This window comes from Stenotrophomonas sp. STEN018 (assembly GCF_056760235.1).
Genome location: NZ_JBRREK010000005.1, coordinates 93,694 through 116,427, shown reverse-complemented (window position 1 = coordinate 116,427; position 22,734 = coordinate 93,694). Strand labels below are relative to the sequence as shown.

Annotated in this window: 18 protein-coding genes; 9 read left to right on the top strand and 9 right to left on the bottom strand. The window is 63.0% G+C overall.

Annotated elements, in window-relative coordinates; all coding sequences use genetic code 11:
- Positions 1–22: 22 nt before the first annotated feature.
- From pheA to ACVOMB_RS03560, 3 genes are all read right to left on the bottom strand, one after another.
- Entirely contained in the window at positions 23–1,249 is a 1,227-nt protein-coding gene (pheA, locus tag ACVOMB_RS03570) for a prephenate dehydratase (protein WP_481529909.1), read from the bottom strand.
- Between the two features lie 50 nt (positions 1,250–1,299).
- Complete coding sequence (gene serC / locus ACVOMB_RS03565; RefSeq protein WP_481529908.1) at positions 1,300–2,385, bottom strand: 3-phosphoserine/phosphohydroxythreonine transaminase; 1,086 nt, start codon at positions 2,383–2,385, stop codon at positions 1,300–1,302.
- Positions 2,386–2,526: 141 nt separating this feature from the next.
- Positions 2,527–3,339 carry an FHA domain-containing protein gene (locus tag ACVOMB_RS03560; RefSeq protein ID WP_481529907.1) on the bottom strand — a complete coding sequence of 271 codons (813 nt, stop codon included), beginning with the start codon at positions 3,337–3,339 and terminating at the stop codon, positions 2,527–2,529.
- 119 nt (positions 3,340–3,458) lie between these two features.
- On the opposite strand from ACVOMB_RS03560, the gene ACVOMB_RS03555 reads away from it, so the two are divergent.
- The 4 genes from ACVOMB_RS03555 (at position 3,459) to ACVOMB_RS03540 (ending at position 6,439) form a co-directional block, all read left to right on the top strand.
- Complete coding sequence (locus tag ACVOMB_RS03555) at positions 3,459–3,734, top strand: polyhydroxyalkanoic acid system family protein (protein WP_481511312.1); 276 nt, start codon at positions 3,459–3,461, stop codon at positions 3,732–3,734.
- Positions 3,735–3,813: 79 nt separating this feature from the next.
- On the top strand, positions 3,814–4,278 hold the full coding sequence (locus tag ACVOMB_RS03550) for a phasin family protein (protein ID WP_481529906.1): 465 nt from the start codon (positions 3,814–3,816) through the stop codon (positions 4,276–4,278).
- 222 nt (positions 4,279–4,500) lie between these two features.
- The gene (locus tag ACVOMB_RS03545) at positions 4,501–5,319 is read left to right on the top strand and encodes a YggS family pyridoxal phosphate-dependent enzyme (protein ID WP_481529905.1); all 819 of its coding nucleotides are present in this window, start codon (positions 4,501–4,503) and stop codon (positions 5,317–5,319) included.
- Between the two features lie 97 nt (positions 5,320–5,416).
- Complete coding sequence (locus ACVOMB_RS03540; protein WP_481529904.1) at positions 5,417–6,439, top strand: restriction endonuclease; 1,023 nt, start codon at positions 5,417–5,419, stop codon at positions 6,437–6,439.
- A 74-nt stretch (positions 6,440–6,513) separates the two neighbouring features.
- On the opposite strand, the gene hutC is transcribed toward ACVOMB_RS03540, so the two are convergent.
- Positions 6,514–7,242, bottom strand: coding sequence for a histidine utilization repressor (gene hutC, locus ACVOMB_RS03535; RefSeq protein ID WP_481529903.1), 729 nt, complete (start codon positions 7,240–7,242; stop codon positions 6,514–6,516).
- A 42-nt stretch (positions 7,243–7,284) separates the two neighbouring features.
- On the bottom strand, positions 7,285–8,649 hold the full coding sequence (locus tag ACVOMB_RS03530; protein ID WP_481529934.1) for a formimidoylglutamate deiminase: 1,365 nt from the start codon (positions 8,647–8,649) through the stop codon (positions 7,285–7,287).
- A gap of 66 nt (positions 8,650–8,715) precedes the next feature.
- Between ACVOMB_RS03530 and hutI the strand changes: the two genes are divergently transcribed.
- The 5 genes from hutI to tssA all read left to right on the top strand — a co-directional run bounded on the left by hutI (position 8,716) and on the right by tssA (position 15,720).
- Positions 8,716–9,921: an imidazolonepropionase gene (hutI, locus tag ACVOMB_RS03525; protein WP_481529902.1), complete on the top strand. Its 1,206-nt coding sequence runs from the start codon at positions 8,716–8,718 to the stop codon at positions 9,919–9,921.
- Positions 9,922–9,985: 64 nt separating this feature from the next.
- Positions 9,986–11,533, top strand: a complete 1,548-nt coding sequence (gene hutH / locus ACVOMB_RS03520; RefSeq protein WP_481529901.1) for a histidine ammonia-lyase — start codon at positions 9,986–9,988, stop codon at positions 11,531–11,533.
- A gap of 310 nt (positions 11,534–11,843) precedes the next feature.
- Entirely contained in the window at positions 11,844–12,695 is an 852-nt protein-coding gene (gene hutG / locus ACVOMB_RS03515) for an N-formylglutamate deformylase (RefSeq protein ID WP_481529900.1), read from the top strand.
- The gene (gene hutU / locus ACVOMB_RS03510) at positions 12,692–14,359 is read left to right on the top strand and encodes a urocanate hydratase (RefSeq protein ID WP_481529899.1); all 1,668 of its coding nucleotides are present in this window, start codon (positions 12,692–12,694) and stop codon (positions 14,357–14,359) included. Before hutG ends, hutU begins: the two co-directional genes overlap by 4 nt.
- Before the next feature lie 296 nt (positions 14,360–14,655).
- Positions 14,656–15,720: a type VI secretion system protein TssA gene (gene tssA / locus ACVOMB_RS03505; protein WP_481529898.1), complete on the top strand. Its 1,065-nt coding sequence runs from the start codon at positions 14,656–14,658 to the stop codon at positions 15,718–15,720.
- Positions 15,721–15,756: 36 nt separating this feature from the next.
- Here tssA and ACVOMB_RS03500 read toward each other — a convergent pair whose 3' ends face one another.
- The 4 genes from ACVOMB_RS03500 to ACVOMB_RS03485 are packed head-to-tail and all read right to left on the bottom strand — an operon-like array spanning position 15,757 to position 22,661.
- Positions 15,757–16,548, bottom strand: coding sequence for an OmpA family protein (locus ACVOMB_RS03500; protein ID WP_481529897.1), 792 nt, complete (start codon positions 16,546–16,548; stop codon positions 15,757–15,759).
- Positions 16,549–16,550: 2 nt separating this feature from the next.
- The gene (gene tagF, locus ACVOMB_RS03495) at positions 16,551–17,534 is read right to left on the bottom strand and encodes a type VI secretion system-associated protein TagF (protein ID WP_481529896.1); all 984 of its coding nucleotides are present in this window, start codon (positions 17,532–17,534) and stop codon (positions 16,551–16,553) included.
- Positions 17,531–21,256 (bottom strand): type VI secretion system membrane subunit TssM, encoded by a 3,726-nt coding sequence (tssM, locus tag ACVOMB_RS03490; protein WP_481529895.1) that lies wholly within the window; start codon positions 21,254–21,256, stop codon positions 17,531–17,533. The genes tagF and tssM overlap by 4 nt, the downstream gene beginning before the upstream one ends.
- Positions 21,257–21,272: 16 nt before the next feature.
- A complete protein-coding gene (locus tag ACVOMB_RS03485; protein ID WP_481529894.1) occupies positions 21,273–22,661 on the bottom strand; it encodes a hypothetical protein in 1,389 nt (462 codons plus the stop codon).
- Positions 22,662–22,734: the final 73 nt, after the last annotated feature.

Here is a 22,734-nt window from a genome sequence, read left to right as displayed (position 1 = left end):
CGCAGGGAGAGGGGCTCGAAACTCAGGGCACGGCGACCGGGTAGGAGCCGAGTACCTTGATCTGCGCCGAGTGCGCCTTCAGCTCGGCCAACGCAGCCTGCATCGATTCGTCTTCAATATGGCCAGCCAGGTCGATGAAGAAGCCGTACTCCCACTTGGCCTGGTGCGAGGGCCGTGACTCGATGCGGTTCATGCTGATGCCGTGCCGCGCGAACGGGCTGAGTACGTCGAACAGTGCGCCCGGCTTGTCGTGGATGAAGACCAGTACCGAGGTGCGGTCATGGCCCGAGGACGGGAACAGCTGGCGGCCAATCACCAGGAAGCGCGTGGTGTTGTCAGCGTCGTTCTGGATCGGTTTGGTCACCACTTTCTTCAAACCGTAAACATGCCCTGCACTCTCGCCACCGATGGCCGCTGCGTCTTCCGCATTGCGGGCGCGGCGGGCACCTTCGGAGTTGCTGGAAACCGGCACCTTCTCGGTCTTGGGCAGGTTCGCCCGCAACCACGCCGAGGTCTGCATGAAGGCCTGCGGATGCGCGTAGATACGCTCGATATCTTCGATGCGGCCGGTACGCGAGAGCAGATACTGCTGCACACGCAGCTCGACTTCGCCGCAGATCTTGAGGTTGGAGGTCAGGAACATGTCCAGGGTGATCTGGATCGTGCCCTGCCCGGAATTCTCCACCGGCACCACGCCGAAATCGGCGTTGCCGTTTTCCACTTCCTGGAAGATCTCTTCGATGTTGGCCAGCGGCAAGCCCAGCGCGGAGCGGCCAAAATGCTTGTGCGTCGCCTGTTCGGTGAACGAGCCTTCCGGGCCGAGGTAACCGATCTTCAGCGGCTCCTGCTGGGCAAGACAGGCCGACATGATCTCGCGGTACACATGCACCAGCACTTCGTCACTGAGCGGACCTTCGTTGCGGTCCACCACCATGCGCAGCACTTGCGCTTCACGCTCCGGGCGGTAGTAATCAACAGCTGCCGCGAGCTTGCCCTTGGCCTTGCCCACCTGATGGGCGAAGTTGGCCCGCTCGGCGATCAAGGCCTGGATGCTGCGGTCGATCTGGTCGATCTTGGCACGCACATCCGACAGTACCGGCTTGGCGACGGTCAGCGTTTCGGCGGCAGCTTTCTTGCTGACGGCGACTTTCTTGGCTGCAACCTTCTTGGCCGGCGCTTTCTTGGCGGCAGGTCTGGCTGCGGTGGCCGGCTTGGCTTTGCTGGCGGTCTTGCTTGGCTTGGTCGCCATGGAATCGTCTACCTGTTACAGGCCGGCGCACTGCGCACGGCGGGAGTGGTTCAACCGTTGCGCTGCTGGAAGTCACGCATGAACGCTGCCAGCGCCTGCGCACCTTCCAGCGGCATGGCGTTGTACAGCGAGGCACGAATGCCACCGACAGCCTTGTGGCCCTTAAGCGCCAGCAGACCGGCAGCCTTGGACTCGCTGACAAAGCGCGCGTTGAGCTCGTCGCTGGGCAGGAAAAACGGGATGTTCATACGCGAACGCACCGCCGCAGCCACCTCGTTGCGATAGAAGCCACCGGAACCATCGATGGCGTCATAGACCGCCGACGACTTCGCAACACTCAGCTTGGCAAAGGCTTCCACGCCGCCCTGGGCCAGCATCCACTTGAACATCAGCCCGGCCAGATACCAGTTCCAGGTCGGCGGCGTGTTCAACATCGAATCGCGTGCGACATGCGAGCGGTAATCGAAGATATCCGCACGCGGCTGGCCGGCACGCTCCAGCAGGTCGCGCCGGATGATGACCACGGCAATACCTACCGGGCCCAGGTTCTTCTGTGCGCCGGCATAGATCACGCCATAGCGCGACACATCGATCGGCTCGGAGGCGATCGACGAGCTGAAATCGGCGATCAACGGCACTTCGCCCACATCCGGCACGTCGCGGAATTCGATGCCGTGGATGGTCTCGTTGGCGGTGATGTGTACATAGGCCGCGTCGTCCGACAGCTGCCATTGCGAGCGCGCCGGGATATCACGGTAGCCACTGGCCGCACCGCTGGCGGCGATGTTGACATCGACATAGGGCTGGGCCTGCTTGACCGCGGTGTTGCCCCAGTGGCCACTGACCACATAGTCCACGCGCTGGCCGGGGCTGGCGAAGTTCAGCGGCAACAATGCCTGCTGAGTGGTGGCACCGCCACCGAGGAAAAGCACCGCGTAATCGTCGGGAATGCCGATCAGACGCCGTAGATCGGCCTCAGCCTCGGCCGCCACGGCCATGAAATCGGCGCTGCGGTGGCTGATCTCGACAATGGACGCGCCTACGCCATTCCATTCCAACATCTCCGCCTGCGCCTGACGCAGGACCGATTCCGGCAATGTCGCAGGGCCGGCACTGAAATTGAATGCGCGCGTCATGTCACACCTGTTGAGCAGAACCCCTAGTATGCCGCAGCGCAGCAGCCTTGGGCCATCCGGAAAAGGTTGCATCTGCACCCATTTCGGCCTGCCGCTTCAGCCCTGCCCGGACACCAGGTCCACTGCTGCTGAAGCCGCTGCTCAGCGTGCGCCGAACAGCAGCAGCGCACTGATCGCCGCGCCCAGCAGCAAGGCGCTGAGCAGCAGCCAGGGCCAACGCCGTGGCAGCTTGGGCTTTGCCGTTGCCAACGTCGATGGCTTGAGCGCTACCGGCTCGTCCTCATCCTCGACCGGGAATGCAGCCCCCGCAGAGACCGGACCCAACGGAATTTCCAGTACAAATCGGTGGTTGCCTTCGAACACTACCTGGTCCCCAGCCTGCAGCCAGCAATGCCGGGCGATTACGCCATTGACCAGACTGCCGTCGGCCGAGCCCAAGTCGCGCAGCAACACCTTGTCGCCGTGCCGCTCGAACCGGGCATGGCGCTCGGCGAAGGCCGGGTCGTCGATAAGAATGTCGCTGGCCGGATCACTGCCGATGACGCGCGGCTTGTCCAAGGTGAAGCTACGCCCGTGATGGCGCCCACCTACACCGCGCAGCAGCACCCGCAGATCTTCACTGCCATCACTCGGGGCTTCGGGCGGATGCGACACCTGCTCGCAGTCACCGCGCAGCAGCATTTCCGCGCCGTCTGCGTAGACCGAATCACCTGCGCGCAGCAGGGCCATACGCCGCACCGGGCGGCCATTGACGTGGATGCCGCGGCCACCATTGGCAACCTGCAGCCAGACCCCCCGCTGATCGGTACAGAACTGCGCCAACAGCAATGGGCCGACGCTGCCGTCGCCCAAGCGGACTTGACCCGAGGCATGGCGCACAATGCGCTGGACACCCGGCATCAATGACTGATCCGGCTGCTGACGATTACTGAAATGAACTTGCAGAGTGCGCACCGGCAGCAGACTAGCAGGTCATCCGGTCATGCAGAAGATGTACGCGAGGCTTGGACTACGCCGCGCAGGTCCGCACAATGGCGCATCTTTCTTACAAACAGCAGTTCAGGCCACACGCCATGTCCAATATTGATATCCAGCACCCCCATTCCCTGTCCGATGACAAGGCGCGCACCGCCATTGCCGAAGTCGCTGAGAAACTGCAGGAACGCTTCGACGTGGTCACCCGCTGGGACGGCCCGGTGCTGCACTTCAACCGTTCCGGCGTGGACGGTGCCATCGAGCTGTTGCCGGGCGCTGTGCGGGTCAAGGCCGAGCTGGGTTTCCTGCTGTCGGCAATGAAGGGCATGGTGGAATCTGAAATTCAACGCGTGCTGACTGACAAGCTCGGCTGAGCTGGCCCCGTCACACAACTCAAGCCGCCAAGCCGTTACGGTGTAGCTGGACTCTTCAACCCCGCATAGGAGCATCGTCATGACCACGTACGAGCAACGCCCGGAAGACGAGGACGACAGCATTGGCGCGCAAGGCCAGGCCGAGCGTTTGACCAAAAAGGTGACCGAGTCGGCGCAGCAGGTATGGCTGGCCGGCTTGGGTGCGCTATCGCGTGCACAGGCCGAAGGCAGCAAGCTGTTCGAAACCCTGGTCAAGGAAGGCCAGAACACCGAAGCCCGCTCCCGTGAGCAATCGCGCAATGGCGAAAGCCTGCGCGACACCGTGGAGAACACCCTGGGCCAGGCCCGTGAGCGCGCCGCCGACACTTGGGACAAGGTCGAAAAATCGTTTGAAGACCGGGTGCACAGCGTGCTGCGGCGCATGGACATCCCCTCGCGTTCGGATATCGAGGCGCTGAACGATCGCCTCGACGCCCTCAACCGCCGGCTTACCCGCGCTGAAAGCCGCGCCGCCCACGATGAGCAACAAGCTGAAGATCAGTAATGTTGCAAAGCAGCAATGCTTGCGTAAGAATCAACCTACCCGCCAGCAGTACCGCGCCGTAAGTCTCCCTCCCCTCACGGCATCGGATGGCGGGTTTTTCATGCCTGCGATTTGTCCAGGCCGCCAGATGCCGGGTTTCGAACCTGCCAGCGAGCGATAATCCGCTGTTAACCGCGCCGCTTCCGCAGCATCAGGCGGCGGACGCAATCGCTGGAGGCACGCATGCAAACCCCGCACCCGGACGCTGATTCCGGCACCCAGACCCGTCACGCCCTGCACGGCCACTACCCGCGCGCCGAGACTGTGGATGACTTCCGCCACAATCTGGGGCTGGTCCGCGAGCGGATCGCTGCGGCCTGCCAGCGCGTCGGCCGCGACCCTGCCAGCGTGCGCCTGTTGCCGGTCAGCAAAACCATCGACGAAGCGCATATCCGTCTGGCCTATCAGGCCGGCTGCCGCCTGCTCGGCGAGAACAAAGTGCAGGAAGCGCACCACAAATGGGAGGCCATGCAGGATCTGGGCGACCTGCGCTGGTCGGTCATCGGCCACCTGCAGACCAACAAGGCCAAGCTGGTGGCGCGCTTCGCCGACGAATTCCAGGCCTTGGACAGCCTGCGCCTGGCCGAAACCCTGGAGCGTCGGCTGCAGGCCGAAGGCCGCTCGCTGGACGTGTTCGTCCAGGTAAACAGCTCCAACGAGGCCAGCAAGTACGGGCTGGCTCCCGACGCGGTTGCCGATTTCCTGCAGGCCTTGCCGCGCTCCGGCGCGTTGCGGGTCCGCGGCCTGATGACCCTGGCCCTGTTCTCCGCCGAGCCCGAGCAGGTCCGGGCCTGCTTCGTCCGCCTGCGTGAGTTGCGCGATCAGTTGCGTCAGCACGCACCAGCCAACATCGCGCTGGACGAGCTGTCGATGGGCATGTCCGGGGACTTCGAGATAGCCATCGAGGAAGGCGCCAGCGTGGTCCGGGTCGGCCAGGCCATTTTTGGTGCACGGGCGCTACCAGACAGCCATTACTGGCCGACCACCACGCCTGCAGATTAATTCGCAGGCGCAGCTCAAAAAAGGCGAAGTCAGCCTGCTCTTACGGTCATCAGGGAAGATAGACTGGGCCCCTTGTCTGAGCTTTACAGGTATGTCGATGTTTTCGTGGATTTTGGCCCTGTTGCTTGCATTGCTTTTGTGGGGCCTGGCTTCGGTATACCTGTGGCTGGTCGCCCGTCGTCAAACCGAGCGTCAGCATGGTCTGGCGGCACTGGCCGGCATGCGTTGGCGCGAGTTTTCCCGCATCGTGCATCAAGCCATGGCCGAACAGCGCGATCTACACCCGCTCACCGATGCCGAAGAAAACGACCGCGGCACCAGCAGCGATTTCCTGCTGCAGCGTGACGGCCAGCGTTGGTTGGTGTCGTGCAAGCACGGCCGCGCCTATCGCTTCGATGCTGGCGCGATCCACGAACTGGCATCGGCGATCAGCCTCACCGGCGCCGTTGGCGGCCTGCTGATCACCGAGGGTCATGTTGAACGCGACGGTCTGGTCGAGGCGGAAAAGCATTCGATAGAAGTCATCGATGCGCGCCAGTTGTGGGAGCTGCTCAAGCCTTATATGCCCACCGAAACACGCGAGACCGTTACCGGAATCGCCCGCCGCGAAGCCGTTCGGCACACCGGTATTGCTGGCTTGGCAGCAGTCACGTTGGGCCTGCTGGCCGGCATGGGCTACATGACCATGCAAGGAGATCCCCCAGCAACTGCGCCGATCGCCACGGCGCCGCGCGTTGTCGCCGAACCCGCTGCCGAATCAGCAGCTCCGGCTGCAGCCGAGCCTGCCACTGAGCCGGGCACGGCCAAACCTGCGGCCACCGCTGCAGCCAAGAGCGCCCCTCACCCGGGCGATCTGGTCCAGGATCCGGACGCTGCTACCTTGCTGCGCTACCAGCAATCCGTTTCAAAATCCCTGGCCGCTACCTCTGGCGTGGTCAGCGGTATCTGGTTGACCCGCTCCACGCTCTCGGTCGAACGCAGTGGCGATGATGCCCAGGTATGGCCGCTGATCTGCCAGCAGCTGCAGCGCTACCCCGCGCTGCGCACCACCCGGGTGCAGCTCAACCCGCGCCCGGGCGTGAATGAGCCGGTCCGCTGGCGGCAGTGCAGCACGATCTGAGCAACAGCGGCATCCAGCCAAGCCACCGGCTTGGCTGGACGTTGAATGAGACGGGTTGAATCAGACGCGTAGAATCAGCGTGCGCCCGGCGCAAAGCGGGCAATCAGGTCGTAGGCGTCGCCGAGGAACATCTGCCGCACCCAGGTGATGGGCAGCTCGCCGCGCCAGGTCTGCCGGTCGATGACCAAGCAGGCCGTGCCCACCGGCACCTTCAACAGTGCAGCTTCATCGGCGGTTGCGGCCACCGCACTGATGCGGTGCTGGCCGCGTGTCCATGACACGTTCTGCAGCAGCCAGCTGCCCGGCGCATGGATGGAGAAATCCACTTTCAGGGTTTCCGGTACCGCTTCGGGATTGATCAGGCGGCGCTCCAACGCCAGCGGCTTGCCGTCGGCCAGGTGCAGGCAGCGCATCGCCAGCAGCTTGCCCTCGCCTACCAGCAGCAGCTCTTCAGCCAAGGTTTCCCTGGCCTTGCGATGCGCGCGCTCCAGCAGCTGGAAGCCATATTCGTGGCCGCGATCAGTGACCGCCACCTCGATATCGGGAATCTCCAGTGCCACCTGCTCAAGATGCGGTGGCTGCCGTGCAACGAACGAACCGGCGCGACGGCGGCGCTCGATCATGCCGCTCTCGGCCAGCGCGGTGAGCACTTTGTTCACCGTCATCCGCGAGCAGCCGTACTGCTCCATCAACTCGTGCTCAAACGGAATACGGAAGCCAGGCTCCCATTCGCCGCTGAGGATGCGGCCTTCGATGTCACTGCGGATGCGGTGATTAAGGGTGGGAGCTTTCTTGCCCTTCACTCGGGTTTCCTGAAAGAGACGGCGTCTGGTTGATACCGGACCTTAGCCCAGTATCCGCGCAAGCGCGGCACGGTAACGCGCGTTGATCGCATCGCGGTTCACGTGGCGACCATCGCGGACCACGGCCCGGCCGTTGCGCCAGACGCTGCGAAGGGCGCCATTACGTGCGGCGAACAGCCAGCTGTCAAGCAAAGCGTCGCCACTGCGGTTGAGCATGGCCGGATGCTGGGCATCCAGTTCCAGCAGGTCGGCGGCAGCGCCCACACTCAAACCGGCCTGCACGCCCAATGCCTGTGCGCCACCCTCGCCAGCCTGCTGATAGAGCCAGCGGCCGCTGGACAGGTCGCCAGGTGAGAGCACATTGCGCCCGCGCAGCTGCAGACGCTGGCCGTATTCGAGCAGACGCAGCTCCTCGGCTGCATCGATCAACACATTGGAATCGGAACCCACACCGAAGCGACCGCCGACCTGTACGAACTCGCGCATCGGGAACAGGCCGTCGCCCAGATTGGCCTCGGTGATCGGGCACAGGCCCACCACCGCGCCACTGGCCGCCATCAACTGCACTTCCTTGTCGTTGACGTGGGTGGCGTGGACCAGACACCAGCGCGCATCGACGGCGGCATTGGCGTACAGCCACTCGACCGGTCGTTGGCCGCTCCAGGCCAGGCAGGCGTCCACTTCACGGGTCTGTTCTGCGATATGGATATGGATCGGGCCCGGCGCCAACGCGACCAGCGCCTGCAATTCTTCCGGCGTGCTCGCACGCAGGCTGTGCGGTGCCAGGCCAAGCACCGCATCTGGCGTATCTGCCAGCGCCCGCTTGCAACCTCCCAACAAGTCCGCAAAACCATCGATGTCATGCAGAAAGCGTCGCTGCGCGGGGGTCGGGGCGGCCCCGCCAAAATCACTGTGTGCGTAGAACACCGGCAGCAAGGTCAGACCCAGACCGGTTTCATCCGCAGCTGCTGCAACCCGGACCGACATCTCGGCGTGATCGGCGTAACGGCTGCCGTTCTCGGTGTGATGCAGATAATGGAACTCGCCGACGCGGGTGAAACCGCTTTCCAGCATTTCCATGTAGGCCTGCGCGGCGATGGCCTGGAAGGTGTCCGGATCAAGCCGGTCCAGGAACCGGTACATCAGCTCACGCCAGCTCCAGAAGCTGTCGCCCGAGCGCCCTCCAACCTCGGTCAGCCCTGCCATCGCGCGCTGGAAGGCATGGCTGTGCAGATTGCCCAAGCCAGGCACCACCACGTCCAGACGCTGCGACTGGCCGTCCCAGACTTCACCAGCAGCCACCGCCGTGATCACACCGGCGACGCTGTCGATACGCACATCCTGCGCCCAGCCCTGCGGCAACAAGGCTTGGGCAGCATGGAAACGAACAGTTGGGGCCGGCTTGATCGTTGTCACTGGACACTCTCCGATGGTCACCGTTATTGTATATACAAATAGGCACGGAGAGGGACAATGCGCTGCGACACGCTATGGCATAACGCCAACCTGATGACCCTGGACAACGCCTCGGGCGGACTGGGCAGCATCCGCGACGGCGTGATCGCCGCCCGCGACGGCCGCATCCTGCATGTCGGCCCTGCTGCAGATGCCCCTGTATTTGAAGCCGATAGCCGCATCGACTGCAATGGCCGTTGGATCAGCCCCGGCTTGATCGACTGCCATACCCACCTGGTCTATGCCGGCAACCGCGCAGGTGAGTTCGAACAGCGTCTGCAGGGCGTGAGCTATGCGCAGATCGCCAAGGCTGGTGGCGGCATCGTTTCCACCGTCAGCGCGACCCGCCTTGCCGATGACGATGCCTTGATCAAGGCCAGCCTGCCTCGGCTCGATGCAATGCTGGCCGAAGGCATCACCACCATCGAGATCAAATCCGGCTACGGCCTGACCCTGGCCGACGAACGCAAGCAGCTGCGCGTTGCGCGTGAGTTGGGCGTAATGCGCAAGGTGGAGATCGTGCCGACCTTTCTTGGTGCACATGCAGTGCCACCCGGCCACGAGGCACAGGCTTATATCAACGAAGTCTGTGCAGTGATGATTCCCGCCATCGCGGCCGAAGGATTGGCTGAAGCGGTCGATATTTTCTGCGAGAACATCGCGTTCTCGCCAGCGCAGGCACAACAGGTTTTTGACGCCGCCAAGCAACACGGCCTGGCAATCAAGATCCACGCCGAGCAGCTGTCCAACCAGCACGGTGCGGAATTGGCTGCGCACAATGGCGCGCTGTCCGCCGACCATATCGAACACCTGGACGAAGCTGGCATTGCTGCGATGCGCGCGGCTGGCACCGTCGCCGTGCTGCTACCCGGCGCTTACTACTTCACCCGCGAGACCGTGTTGCCGCCCATCCAGGGCCTGCGTGATGCAGGCGTACCGATGGCCTTGGCCACCGACAGCAACCCCGGCACCTCGCCGCTGACCAGTCCGCTGTTGACGATGAACATGGGTGCCACCTTGTTCCGCATGACCGTGGCCGAGTGCATCGCCGGCTTCACCCGCGAAGCTGCGCGCGCACTGGGCCGCGCCAATCGTGTCGGCAAGCTGGTGGCCGGCATGGAGTGCGATCTCGCCATCTGGGACATCGACGCCCCCGCCGACCTGGTTTATCGGATCGGCTTCAATCCTTTGCATGCCCGCGTCTGGCGCGGGCAAACCGTTTGAATCTCCCCGCTTCAATCTCCCACGTTGAATCTCGTACTTTGAACCTCGCACTGCTGGAGCATGCATGAGCACTACCTTGACCCTCCTCCCCGGCCACGTTCCGTTGGCGCAATGGCGGCAGATCTACCGCGGCGCCAATGTGCGCCTGGACGAATCGTCGCAAGCGGCGGTTCTGCGCAGCGCACAGGTGGTGGATGCCATCGTCGCCAAGGGCGAACCGGTGTATGGCATCAATACCGGCTTCGGCAAGCTGGCCAGCGTTCGCATCGAGCGTGAGGATCTGGAAACCTTGCAGCGCAATATCGTGCTGTCGCATGCCGCCGGTGTAGGCGAGCCGATGCCGGCCAACGTAGTGCGGCTGATGATGGCGCTGAAGCTGACCAGCCTGGCCCAGGGCGCCTCGGGCATCCGTCCGCAGACGCTGGCGCTGCTGGAAGCGATGCTGCAGAAGGACGTGGTTCCGGTTGTGCCCTGCCAGGGTTCGGTTGGCGCTTCCGGCGACCTCGCGCCGCTGTCGCATCTGGCCAGCGTGATGATTGGTGTTGGCGAAGCCTTTGTCGGCGGCGTGCGCATGTCGGCCGAAGCGGCCTTCAAGCAGGTCGACCTGCAACCGCTGGTGCTGGGCGCGAAGGAAGGTCTGGCGCTGCTCAACGGCACCCAGTACTCGACTGCCTACGCACTGGCTGGTCTGTTTGAAATCGAAGTGGTCTTCCAGGCCGCACTGGTCACCGGCGCCTTGTCGGTGGAAGCAGCCAAGGGCTCGGATACGCCATTTGATCCGCGTATCCACAGCATCCGTGGTCAGCGTGGGCAGATTGTCACCGCCGCTGTGCTGCGCGAGCTGATGCAGGGCTCGGCGATCCGCGAATCGCATCGCGACAACGACGTGCGCGTGCAGGATCCGTACTGCCTGCGCTGTCAGCCGCAGGTAATGGGTGCGGCGCTGGATGTGATGCGTCAAGCAGCTACCACGCTGGAAATTGAAGCCAATGGCGTCTCCGACAACCCGCTGGTGTTCACCGATACCGGCGAAGCGCTGAGCGGCGGCAACTTCCATGCCGAGCCGGTGGCTTTTGCGGCAGACATGCTGGCGATGGCGATCTGCGAGATCGGCTCCATCAGTGAGCGCCGCACCGCGATGCTGGTGGACCCGGCACTCTCTGGCCTGCCGGCCTTCCTGACCCCGAAGCCGGGCTTGAACTCCGGCTTCATGATTCCGCAAGTCACCGCAGCGGCGCTGGTGTCGGAGAACAAGCAGCGCGCCTACCCGGCCAGCGTCGACTCGATCCCGACCTCGGCCAACCAGGAAGATCATGTATCGATGGCGGCGCATGGTGCACGTCGTTTGATCGCCATGGCTGAGAACGCCGCCAACGTCATTGGTATCGAACTGCTTGCTGCGGGCCAGGGCTGCGACTTCCATGCACCGCTGCGTTCGAGTTCACCGCTCGAGCAGGTGCGTTCGACCTTGCGCGCGCAGGTGCCGACCCTGGTAGACGATCGTTACTTCCATCCGGACATGGTTGCTGCGACCGCGTTGGTGCGGGCTGGTGCGTTGACGGCTGGCTTGGCAGTGCAGTTGCCGGGCGTTGATGTGAAGGACAAGGCCTGATTCAAGAGTATGCAGAGCTGCTGGCTAGCGCTGGGGCGCTATCGCAAAGAGCGCCCTCAGCTGCCCTTCGGGCATCCTCTCCCGCGAGCGGGAGAGGCAACAGCAAGCGGCTCTGCAATCTGTCAGACCAGGCTCAATTCACCGCAAGTCGCGACGCGCCCCCTTGACCCGCCTGCGGGAGAAGGTGGCGCGCAGCGCCGGATGAGGGGAGCTTTTGACCTTCACCGTGTAAAGCGCCCCCTTCTGCCCTTCGGGCATCTTCCCCCGCTAGCGAGGGAAGAACAAAGCCCGCCATGCCCCAGGAATCCCCATGACGAACTCCACTGACTGGCTGCAGATTCACCATGGTCACGCTCCGCTGATCGTCAGCTTTCCGCATACCGGCACCGAACTGCCGGCATCGCGTGTCGGCCATTTTGTATCGCCGTGGCTGGCACGCCGCGATGCCGACTGGTGGGTGCACGAGCTCTACGCCTTCGCCAAGGCATTGGGCGCCACCACCGTGCGCACCGCCATCTCGCGCTCGCTGATCGACGTAAACCGCGATCCGTCCGGTGTCTCGCTGTATCCCGGGCAGAACACCACCGGCCTGTGCCCGCTCACCACCTTCGACAATCAGCCGCTATACCGCACCGGGCACGAACCCGACGAAGCAGAAATCCAGTATCGACGCGAGACCTGGTTCGACCCCTACCACGCGGCACTGGCTGGCGAAATCGCGCGCCTGCGCGCTCAACACGACACTGTAGTGGTCTACGACGCGCACTCCATCCGCTCGCTGATCCCGCATCTGTTCGACGGTGAGCTACCGCAGTTCAACATCGGCAGCGCCGGCCCCAGCGGCGCGCCGGATACCTCCTGCGACAACGCACTCACCGACGTAGTCGAAAACCTGTGCGCAATGAGCAGCATGTCCCACGTGCGCAACGGTCGCTTCAAGGGTGGCTGGATCACCCGGCACTACAGCAACACCGCCAACGGCGTGCACACCTTGCAGATGGAGTTGGGCTGCCGTGGCTACATGCACGAACCCGCACCTGAAGACGTGGACGAGCACAGCTGGCCCACTCCCTACGACCCCGAACTCGCTACCCCCGTCCGCAACACCTTGCAGCAAGTGCTCGGCGCTTGTCTGGAATTTGCTACCAGGAGAAATGCATGACCCGCCACGACCCCACCCGCAACCCGCGCGCACCGCGCGGCAACACGCTCAACTGCAAGTCATGGCAGACCGAAGCGCCGTTCCGCATGTTGCAGAACAACCTCGATGCAGAAGTTGCCGAAGACCCGACCTCGCTGGTGGTCTACGGCGGCATCGGCCGTGCCGCACGCGACTGGGAAAGCTACGACAAGATTCTGGAAACCCTGCAGCGCCTGGACGACAACCAGACCCTGCTGGTGCAATCCGGCAAGCCGGTTGGCGTGTTCCCCACCCACCCAGATGCACCGCGCGTGCTGATCGCCAACTCCAACCTGGTGCCACATTGGGCCAACTGGGAGCACTTCAACGAGCTCGATAAGAAGGGCTTGATGATGTACGGGCAGATGACCGCCGGCAGCTGGATCTACATCGGCAGCCAGGGCATCGTCCAGGGCACCTACGAGACTTTCGTGGAAATGGGTCGCCAGCATTACGGCGGCAGCCTGACCGGCAAGTGGATCCTCACCGCCGGTCTGGGCGGCATGGGTGGCGCACAACCGCTGGCCGCGTCGCTGGCCGGCGCCAGCAGCCTGACCATCGAATGCCGCCAGAGCAGCATCGACTTCCGACTGCGTACCCGCTATGTCGACGAACAGGCCACCGACATCGACGATGCACTGGCACGCATCGCCAAGTACACCGCCAGCGGTGAAGCCAAGTCGATTGCCCTGCTCGGCAATGCCGCCGAAATCCTGCCGGAACTGGTACGTCGTGGCGTGCGTCCAGACTGCGTCACCGACCAGACCAGCGCCCACGATCCGGTGCACGGCTACCTGCCGATCGGCTGGAGCGTGGAGCAATGGCTGGCCGAACAGCAGGCCAATCCGGAGAAGGTCCGCGATGCCGCCAAGGCCGCGATGCGCGTGCACGTGGAAGCCATGCTTGCCTTCCATGCCGCCGGAATTCCAACCGTCGACTACGGCAACAACATCCGTCAGATGGCGTTCGACGAGGGCTTGAAGAGCGCCTTCGATTTCCCCGGTTTCGTGCCGGCCTATGTACGCCCGCTGTTCTGCCGCGGCATCGGTCCGTTCCGTTGGGTGGCGCTGAGCGGCGACCCGGAGGACATCTACAAGACCGACGCCAAGGTCAAGGAAATCATCGCCGATGATCCAAACCTGCACCGCTGGTTGGACATGGCACGTGAGCGCATTGCCTTCCAGGGCCTGCCAGCGCGTATCTGCTGGGTTGGCCTGGGCTTGCGCCACAAGCTCGGCCTGGCCTTCAACGAGATGGTGCGCAATGGCGAACTGAGCGCGCCGGTGGTGATCGGTCGCGATCACCTGGACAGCGGCAGCGTCGCCTCGCCCAACCGTGAAACCGAATCGATGAAGGACGGCTCCGATGCAGTCTCCGATTGGCCGCTGCTCAACGCCATGCTCAATGTCGCCGGTGGCGCTACCTGGGTAAGCCTGCACCACGGCGGCGGTGTTGGCATGGGTTACTCGCAGCACTCCGGCGTGGTCATCGTCTGCGACGGCAGCGAAGCTGCAGATCAGCGCATCGCGCGGGTGCTGTGGAATGATCCGGGTACCGGAGTGATGCGTCACGCCGATGCCGGCTATGACATCGCCATCGACTGTGCCAAGGAAAAGGGATTGGACCTGCCTGGCATTCTGGGCTGAGCGGACTGATCCGACTTTAAACACAACGGGCAGGCCTTTGGCCTGCCCGTTGTGCATTCTGCGTTACGACACACGTGCTGGTTGCAGGCAGTACGCTCAAGCGCGACGGCCATAGCGCCAGCCATCCAACGGCTCTCTTTGCACCGGCACATGCGCTTTTCAGCTGCCATTTCATGTCCGAACAAAGACCCGCGTAGTTGCGATATGCCAACACCGCGCCAGCTTGCAACCGACCTCTACATTCTTCTACCCGTAGCCGCGCTAGAATCCGCGGGTAACCCACAATGAGATTTGCCATGCTGGATCAGGATGCCCTGCTGGCCCCGATTGACGGACACGCGGCGACCGGTGAAGACCTGTCGTTCTCGGTTGAGTTTGATCGGATCATCGAAAACCGTCGCGCCGACGACCCCACACTGGACCAAGGGGCGTGGCAGACCGACATCAAATATGCCGACTGGGGCAGCGTGCTACGCGATTGCAACCAGTTGCTGTTGACCCGTACCAAAGACCTGCGGCTGGCCGGCTGGCTGTGCGAGGCCGCGACCCAGCAGGAGGGCTTCCCGGGCCTCGCTGCTGGCTTCCGGGTGACCGCAGGACTGTGCGAGCGCTATTGGGATGACGTGCATCCGCTAGCGCAGGACGGCGACTACGAGGAGCGCATCGGCAACCTGAGCTGGTTGTTGACCAATACCTCGCAATGGCTGCGCGCGATACCCATTGCGGTCGCACCACAGGGCCGCTTCAGCCTGGCCGACTTCGAGCATGCGCATGCCAACAGCGGCGATCAAGCCGACGGCCGCCCCAGCCTCGACACCCTGGAAGCTGCACGACGCAGCACCTCGCACGATGTCTACCGCCAGCTGGTAGCCGCCCTGCCCGATTGCAGCCTGGCGCTGGATGAACTGCAGGCCGCAGTGGACAGCCGCTTGGGCATGGACGGCCCCAGTTTCAGCTCGGTACGCGAGCAGCTGGATCACCTGCAGCGCACGGTTCGGCGTTTTGCGCGCGAAGCCGGCATGTTGCTTGATGGTGAAGTCGACGACACGGCTGATGAGCACAGCGACACGTTCTACACGCCGACCGCTGCCAGCGCCGAACCGGCAGTCAGCGGTTCCGCACCGCGCGGCCCTGCCGGTGCCCCGACCAGCCGCAAGGAAGCCCTGGCACAGCTGCGTCAGGTAGCCGAGTTCTTCCGCCGCACCGAGCCGCACAGCCCGGTGGCCTATCTGGCCGAAAAGGCTGCCAGCTGGGGCGAGATGCCACTGCATGTTTGGCTGAAGCGGGTCATCAAGGACCACACCACACTCGAGCAGATGGAAGAAATGCTCGATGTCAAAAACGACAACGACGGGCTGTAAGCCCGTCGTTTTCTTTTCAGCGCCGACGCCGCGCGCTTACTGGATCTTGAACTCGATACGACGGTTGCGCGCACGGCCGTCATTGCTGGTGTTGTCCGCTACCGGCTCGTCCGGACCCTTGCCGAGCACGTCCATATGCGTGTTCGGAATGCCCTTGGACATCATGTAGCTCTTCACCGCCGCCGCGCGTGCATGACTCAGCGACAGATTGGACTCACGCTGCCCCACGTTGTCGGTGTGGCCAATGATCAGGAAACGACTGTCCGGCATCTGTGCCATCTTGACGACCATCTCATCGAGGATGCTCATACCGAACGGCGTGAGCTTGGCGCTGCCACTCTGGAACTCGATGATGCGGTTGGCCAGGGTCTGATCCAGCACGCCTTGTTGTGAGCCCACCTTCAAGGCATTGCTGACCGTATAGCTGGTATTGCTGGCCAAGCTGAGATCGCTGGCCACCTGCTGACGCAACGCCTCATTGGCAACCTCGCCAGTGACGCGCACCGACTGCCCGTTGACTTCGAGCTTGCCGGGAGAAACGCGCTTGAGCCCGGTGTTGATCATGCCTGCCACGTAGTCGCCCCAATTGGGCGGCGTAGCGATGCTCTCGACCTGGATGCGATCAACCACACGCTCCGCGCCATAGACAGCACGCAGATTATTGAGCAGCTTGGCCTTGGTGGCCTGATCGGGCACAACACCCTCGATCACCACCGGTCGCTCAGCGGCAGCGGGCGTTGCTGCAGCTGCGGGCGCAGCGGTCTGTGCGAAGACCGGCGTTGCCGCCAACAACAACGCGGCGAGATAAGTAACGTTGAACAAATGCATCGTCAGGTTCCCAGGAAAGTCTCGCCAAACAGCCGACGCGCGGTGACCAATGCAAGATCGTCACGCTCAAGGAAGCTGCCGAAGCGGTTCAAGTTGTAGTCGCCGTGCAGGTAGTCGTCCACCCACTCCGAGTGCTGCAGATGAATCAGATAGTCACCAGCCTCGGACGGATCCAATGCCGCGCGCAGCACCATGCGATCAGCGCCATTGAAGCCGATGACCATGTTCGGTATGGCGTCGTTGCGGATCAGCACCGCCAGCTCAAAGTCGCCGCGGCTGACGAAGCTGGAAACCAGGTCCAGCCAGAACGCAGCGACCAGCGGCCGATACGCTGGATCGCGTACCAGCGGCAGCACCAGCGCCTTGTCGATGCTCACCTCACCACCGCTCAACACAGGCTGCAACAGCAAGCCCAAGGCCGGCAGCACCTGCCGCAATGACACATCGCCATGGCCTGCCTCTCGCAGACGCTGCTCGAAGCTGGCGATGGTGGTGCCTTCAAGGAAATCATGGAAGCTGGCGTTGTAGTCGGCCGGATCCGTACTGATGCTGAAACGGGCCTCTGCAAGCTGGCTCAGGGCCTGCGTCGCATCGGCATCTTCATTGGCCTGCCGCGCCAACCGGGCAAGCCCCGACCATGCATTGGACAGCGCCAACGGGCTGCGGCCGATGAAAGGCAGCGGCTCGGGGGCCTCCAGGCGCAAGGCGGACAGCAACGGAAAGCGCCGTTCGGAGGCATCGCGGCTGGCAAGAAAGTGCCCGCAGACCAACATCTTGCTGCGCGACCCGAGGAAGGCGTAGTTGATCTCCGGCGCCTCGTCGTAACGCTGTTTCCAGTCCGGGCTCTGGCTCAACAACTCCAGTGACTCGCCGGCCCAGCGGTCCAGCCAACCCAATAGCTGGTGATTGTCGGCGGCGCGCACGAAGTCACCGCGCGACGGTACCTTTCCGAAGTAGGAAACCCCGGCACTGACAACACGATTCATCGTGCACCTCCAGCAGCTTGCTGCGGCGCCGCTGGCGCAGTGGCGGGTGATTGCGTTGCAGGCGCAACGGGCGCCGCGGTTGCAACAGGCGCACCACCGGCTACCTTCTCCGGCAACTGCAGGCCGCGCTGCCAATCACTGCCATCCGAGCCGGCACCGGCGCGGCGCACAACCCGCATTTCCACGGTGACGGCGACGCCATCACCTTCCCAGGTAATGCGGCTGGAGTCATCAAGACGCTCGTACTGACCTTCCGACATCAGGCGCTTGAAGCCGTTGGAACCCGGCGCACTGAACACCTCTACCGAACGTCCATCGCCGGTAACCGCGGTAATCCGCACGCCCGGAATCTGGCCAGCATTTGGGTACTGCATGGTGGTCCACTGCGGCGGCGTGTTGCGGTAACGCAACTGCTGGCCATCGATCTCAATGGTGTATTCCACCGCACCGGTTGCAGGCGACGGCAACAACTCGAAGATTGTCGTGTCCTGCGCTGCACCTGCGCCCGCACCACTGACCCAATTGCCATAGTTGGCGACCAGCTCAGCGGACAGGTTGATGCCGATGCCAGCCCAGCGACGCGCTTCAAGCAAGGGCCCACGCTGGATGACCAAGGCACCCATCGCATCCTTGTTGAAGGTGGCGATGCTGCCGCTGGCACCGAAGATGGCGGCGATGTCGCTTGCGGCAGAATCCACGTCCGAGTTCAGGTTGAACGGATACTGCAAGCCAATACGCGCCTTGAACGGATCGTAGACCTGCGCCTTCCAGGTCTTGTTGACCTCGTCTTCGGTAGGCGGCACCAAGGCGGTAAACGTCTGTGTCAGCGGACGCAGCAACAACGGGCGCAATGCGTCGCGCTGTTTTTCGTCCAGCCCATTCAACACCTGCTCGTCGACCAGCGCCAACGCCACGCTCAGCTCGGAACCTTCATTGCTGAAGGTGTCCTGCATCAGCTTGCGCGCGCCAACGCCCACATCACCCTGCGACTTGATCGCATTCAAGCGTGCCCGCAGTTTGCCCAGCGTATCGAAGTAGGCCGCGATCACCGCTGGCTGATCGCCACGCGGCATGGTCAGCCGTGCGATGCCTTCAAATGCCTTGCCAATCGGCCCAACCGGCGCCGCTGCTGCAGCGGCTGCCGGGTCCTTGCGCAGGATGGTGCGCTGGAACCAGGCCACGAAGCCCTTGCCGGACTTGCTGGAGCGCGCCTGCGCAGGCGGGTTGTCCCAGATGGTTTCCTCGTTGATCTTTTCCAGCAAGGTGCGCAGCGGCGAGTTGCCAGCATCGCCCAAGCGATTGACGCGCGCGGCGGCCTCATCAAACGTGTTGAACTCGGCAATGCTCAGGCCTTGGACGAACTTGGCCCATTCGCGGGCGTATTCCTGCTTGTACAGGGTCACCAGCTCACGCGAGACGTGTTCCGGGCTGCCGGCCAGCGACAGATCGCTCTGCTCGGTCGTCCCCAGCACCCAGTCGGTGGTGCTCAGCTGGGTATTGGCTGCTTCCTTGATCGCGTCCTGCACATAGTCTTCCCACGCCTTGCGGCTGAAAGCACCGGAGATGGCATAGCTGCCGTTGATCAGGCGCGCATTGCGCTCCTCGCCCACAAGGCCATCAACGGTCACTGTGCCAAAGCGTGCGCCTGCGCGGGCCTTGATCTGCGCGAACACGCGTTCCATCGCCGGCTGGCCCTTCATCACCCCCGACAAGGCCTGACGCGAATCGGTAACCAAGGTGACCTTGTTCTGCACCTCTGGCCAGCCGGGCTTGCCCGCCTGCGCCACATAGAAGGTCATCAGCTTCTCGGCAGCGCGCACCATTTCCTCGCGACTCATCTGGCCACGGTTGGCTTCCAACCAATTGCGCCAGAACAGCGTCAGCTGCTGCGATAGGTGTGCACCTTCCACATACTTTGGATTGCCCAGCATCAGGTAGGTCTTGAGCGCGTTATATGCGTCGTTGGTACTGGTTGGCGAAGCGTTCTGATACAGCGTTTCGCTTTCCGCTGCAGTGGCGTTGGCCTGACCGAGCTTGTCGCGCTCGGCAACCACCTGCCCCAGATAGTTCTCAAGATTGGCTACGGTAGGCGCAAGCATCACTTGCTGCATGCCATGGTTGTACTCGCGCAGCAGCTTCTCGCGGATCGCATCACCCTGGTACAAGCCAAGGCTGGTGGTGATACCACCCTCCTTCTTGTAGCGATCCAGCTGCTCCATGCGGTCCTGCAGGAGCAGCAATGCATCGACGCGTGACTTCAGGTCCATGCGGTCCTTCTGCACGCGCACAGCCTGATCCAGATCCTTGGTAGCGTTGGCCACCAGCTGTGCATTGGTGGTGTACGACCAGGTCCATAACCCCAGCCCAAGCGCCAGCACGCCAACCGCGCCGAGGAACACGCCATAGCGCAGGCGATTCTGATGCGGGCTTGCATACTGCCGCACCAGCTCGCGGTCGGCAAAGATCACCTTGCGGAACAGATCCTTGAGGAAGAACGCCGTTTGTCCGCTCGGCGCTTCATCCACGTTGGAACCCCGTTGCAGGCCAAACTGACGGCCAACCCGCTCGGAAGCGTGGTGCACCGAGCGCCCTTCCTGCAGCGCGCTGCTGAAGTAGAAACCACGGAACACCGGTTTGAACTGATAGGGATTGTCTTCAAACAGCGTCGCAATAAAGGTGCGCAGCGCCGGCTTGATGCCCACAAATTCCAACGGCAGCGACAGCAAGCCGGGCGATACTTCGCGCCCGCGCTGCATTGCCATATGAGTGAGGCTCATTTCCTTGATGCCTTCAGCCAGCTCATCAAAGTGCGTATCGAAAGCAGTCAGCGCATCGCTCTGTTGCTTCACATCAGCAGGCAAAGTTGCGCCCCACACGTTCTCGCGCTCGCCCGGATCGAGGTTGCCGAAAAACTCGCTGAAGCCGGCAATCAGATCTGCCTTGGTAAACAGCACATACACCGGTGCAAATACTTCCAGCTGCTCGGTGACTTCCTGCACGCGCTGGCGCAGGTTCTTGGCCAGCTCCATGGCAAATTCCGGCTTGCTGCCGGACAGCTCGGCGATGCTGACCGCAATGACCACGCCATTGATGGGCGCGCGCGGGCGGCTCTTTTTCAGCAGCCCCAGGAAGGTCAGCCACTCCATGCGGTCTTCGGTGCTTACCGAGTAGCGCCCTGCGGTATCCAGCACGATGCCGTTGGTGGTGAAGTACCAATCGCAGTTGCGGGTACCACCAATGCCTTGGATCACATTGCTGCGGCTATCCTCGAACGGGAACTGCAGACCCGAGTTGAGAATGGCCGTGCTCTTGCCCGCGGCAGGATTACCGATGATCACGTACCAAGGCAGCTCGTACAGCGCGGCATTGCCCTTGAGCATGCCCATCCGCGAAGTCTTGATCTGCTTCACCGCATCCAGCATGCGCTTGCGCAGTGCTTCGGTATCGGCCCGCTGCGATGGCTGCGCGTTGGCTACGGCCTTGTCGGCCTCGCCCTGCACCATCGCCTCGACGCGGCGTGCTGCACGCCGCGCCATGATCCGTTTGATGATCCAGACGATCAGCGCAACAACCAACAGCGCAGCTAGCGCGATCGCCGCCCATATGCCGATCTGCCGGGCCTCCGCCTCGCCGTATTTGGCCAGCCCAGCGGCGCCGATAAGACCGATCACCATCCACAGGCGATAGTCGCGCAGGTAGTAGCTGAAATTGCTCAAACTCATGCAAGGAATCCAGGGTTTAGTTGGCTGTTGGCATTTCAGCCACCAGCGTCGGGGAAGGAAGCGGCTCTACGAGGCCAAACAAACGTTGCTGCGGGTCAGCAACGCCCAACAGCAGCACAGCCTCGGACTGACGTTGCAACTGCGCATAGGCCAAGGCCAACTGCGCAACCGGCAAGACCGGACCGAGTTCACCTGAACACAGTGCCAGGGCAAGGCTTTGTGAACTGAAATCGAGATCCGGGTTGATCGCAGCGGTGACCGCTGCAGTATCAACGATGGATTCAGGGCGTTGATCGGTGTCATGCAGCACAAACTGCACGCGCTCTGCATCGGCGAGCAAAGGCTTCAGCCACTGCTTTGCGGCTACTGCAAGCTGCCGGCGCACTTCCGCTGGACGGCTACCGTAGACCGGATCCAAGCGTTCGAATTGCGGCCGCCACAAACGCCCCGCACCTTCACCTGCGAGCCGGGCATTAGCCAGCAGCACACCGGCTGCGCCCTCGCCCGGCACCTGGCCATCAGCATTCTGCGCGGTCGCCAACAAACCCTGAGCCATCCATGCATTGATGACCGCAGCGTCAATCGAGGAGTAGATGGAAACCAGAAGATGCCAGCGCGGTGTGCCCGAGCTCAAGGCATCAACAACACGCTGCAGATGCGCCCAGACATCGCCGGAACGTTCGAACACGCTGATGCGCACATCAAACCGGCGCGCATCCAGCCCAGCCTGCAGCGCCTGCTCCTGCAACCATGCCTGCGCCCAATGACGCAAGCCATCGGACCACGTCGGTGAAACGATGAGCTCAACGGTAAGAATATTCTCAACCCGTTCTTCTTCGCGACGGCGCAAGCCCGCAACCACTACCTCTTCGCCGCCAACTATCGCCGGCATCACCAGGCAGGCCGAGTCCAGCAACTGCTCCAGAACGGGCTGCAACAGTGCCATCGCACGCCGTTCATGCACGGCGGTATCGATATTGCCTTCACGTTCGGAGAGAACCAGCCACTCTTCAAGATCAGCCACGGCGCTGACCCGGATTGGAAGATTGTTGGCGTCGCGGAAACGATTGTCCAACTGCGGCCTCGGCAGCGCCGAGGCGGCCGCCAACATTGCGCCTGCGTCCGCACCCGCGGCCAGATGAATGCTTCCTGCGGTTATCGCTATCGATGGCACAGCAGCGCCGGTGGAGACCACCGTCGCTTGCGGAGACGCCTCATCGGCGCGCGCGCTTGCTTCCACAACTTTGTCCACGCCACGGAAAAGCGCGCCACGCAGCATGTACCCCGCACCACTCAAGCCAACCGGCAGTACGCCGAGATAGCCCAGCATCTGCATGCCATTGGGGGTAGTGCCACTGCTGCGCCAATACATGATGGCCGTCGCCCAGGTGGCAACGAAAACCATCATTACGCTCCCCGCGTTCTTCAACCATCCTGTCATCAGTCGCCGTGCTCCATGCCTGCTCCTGTACCGCGTG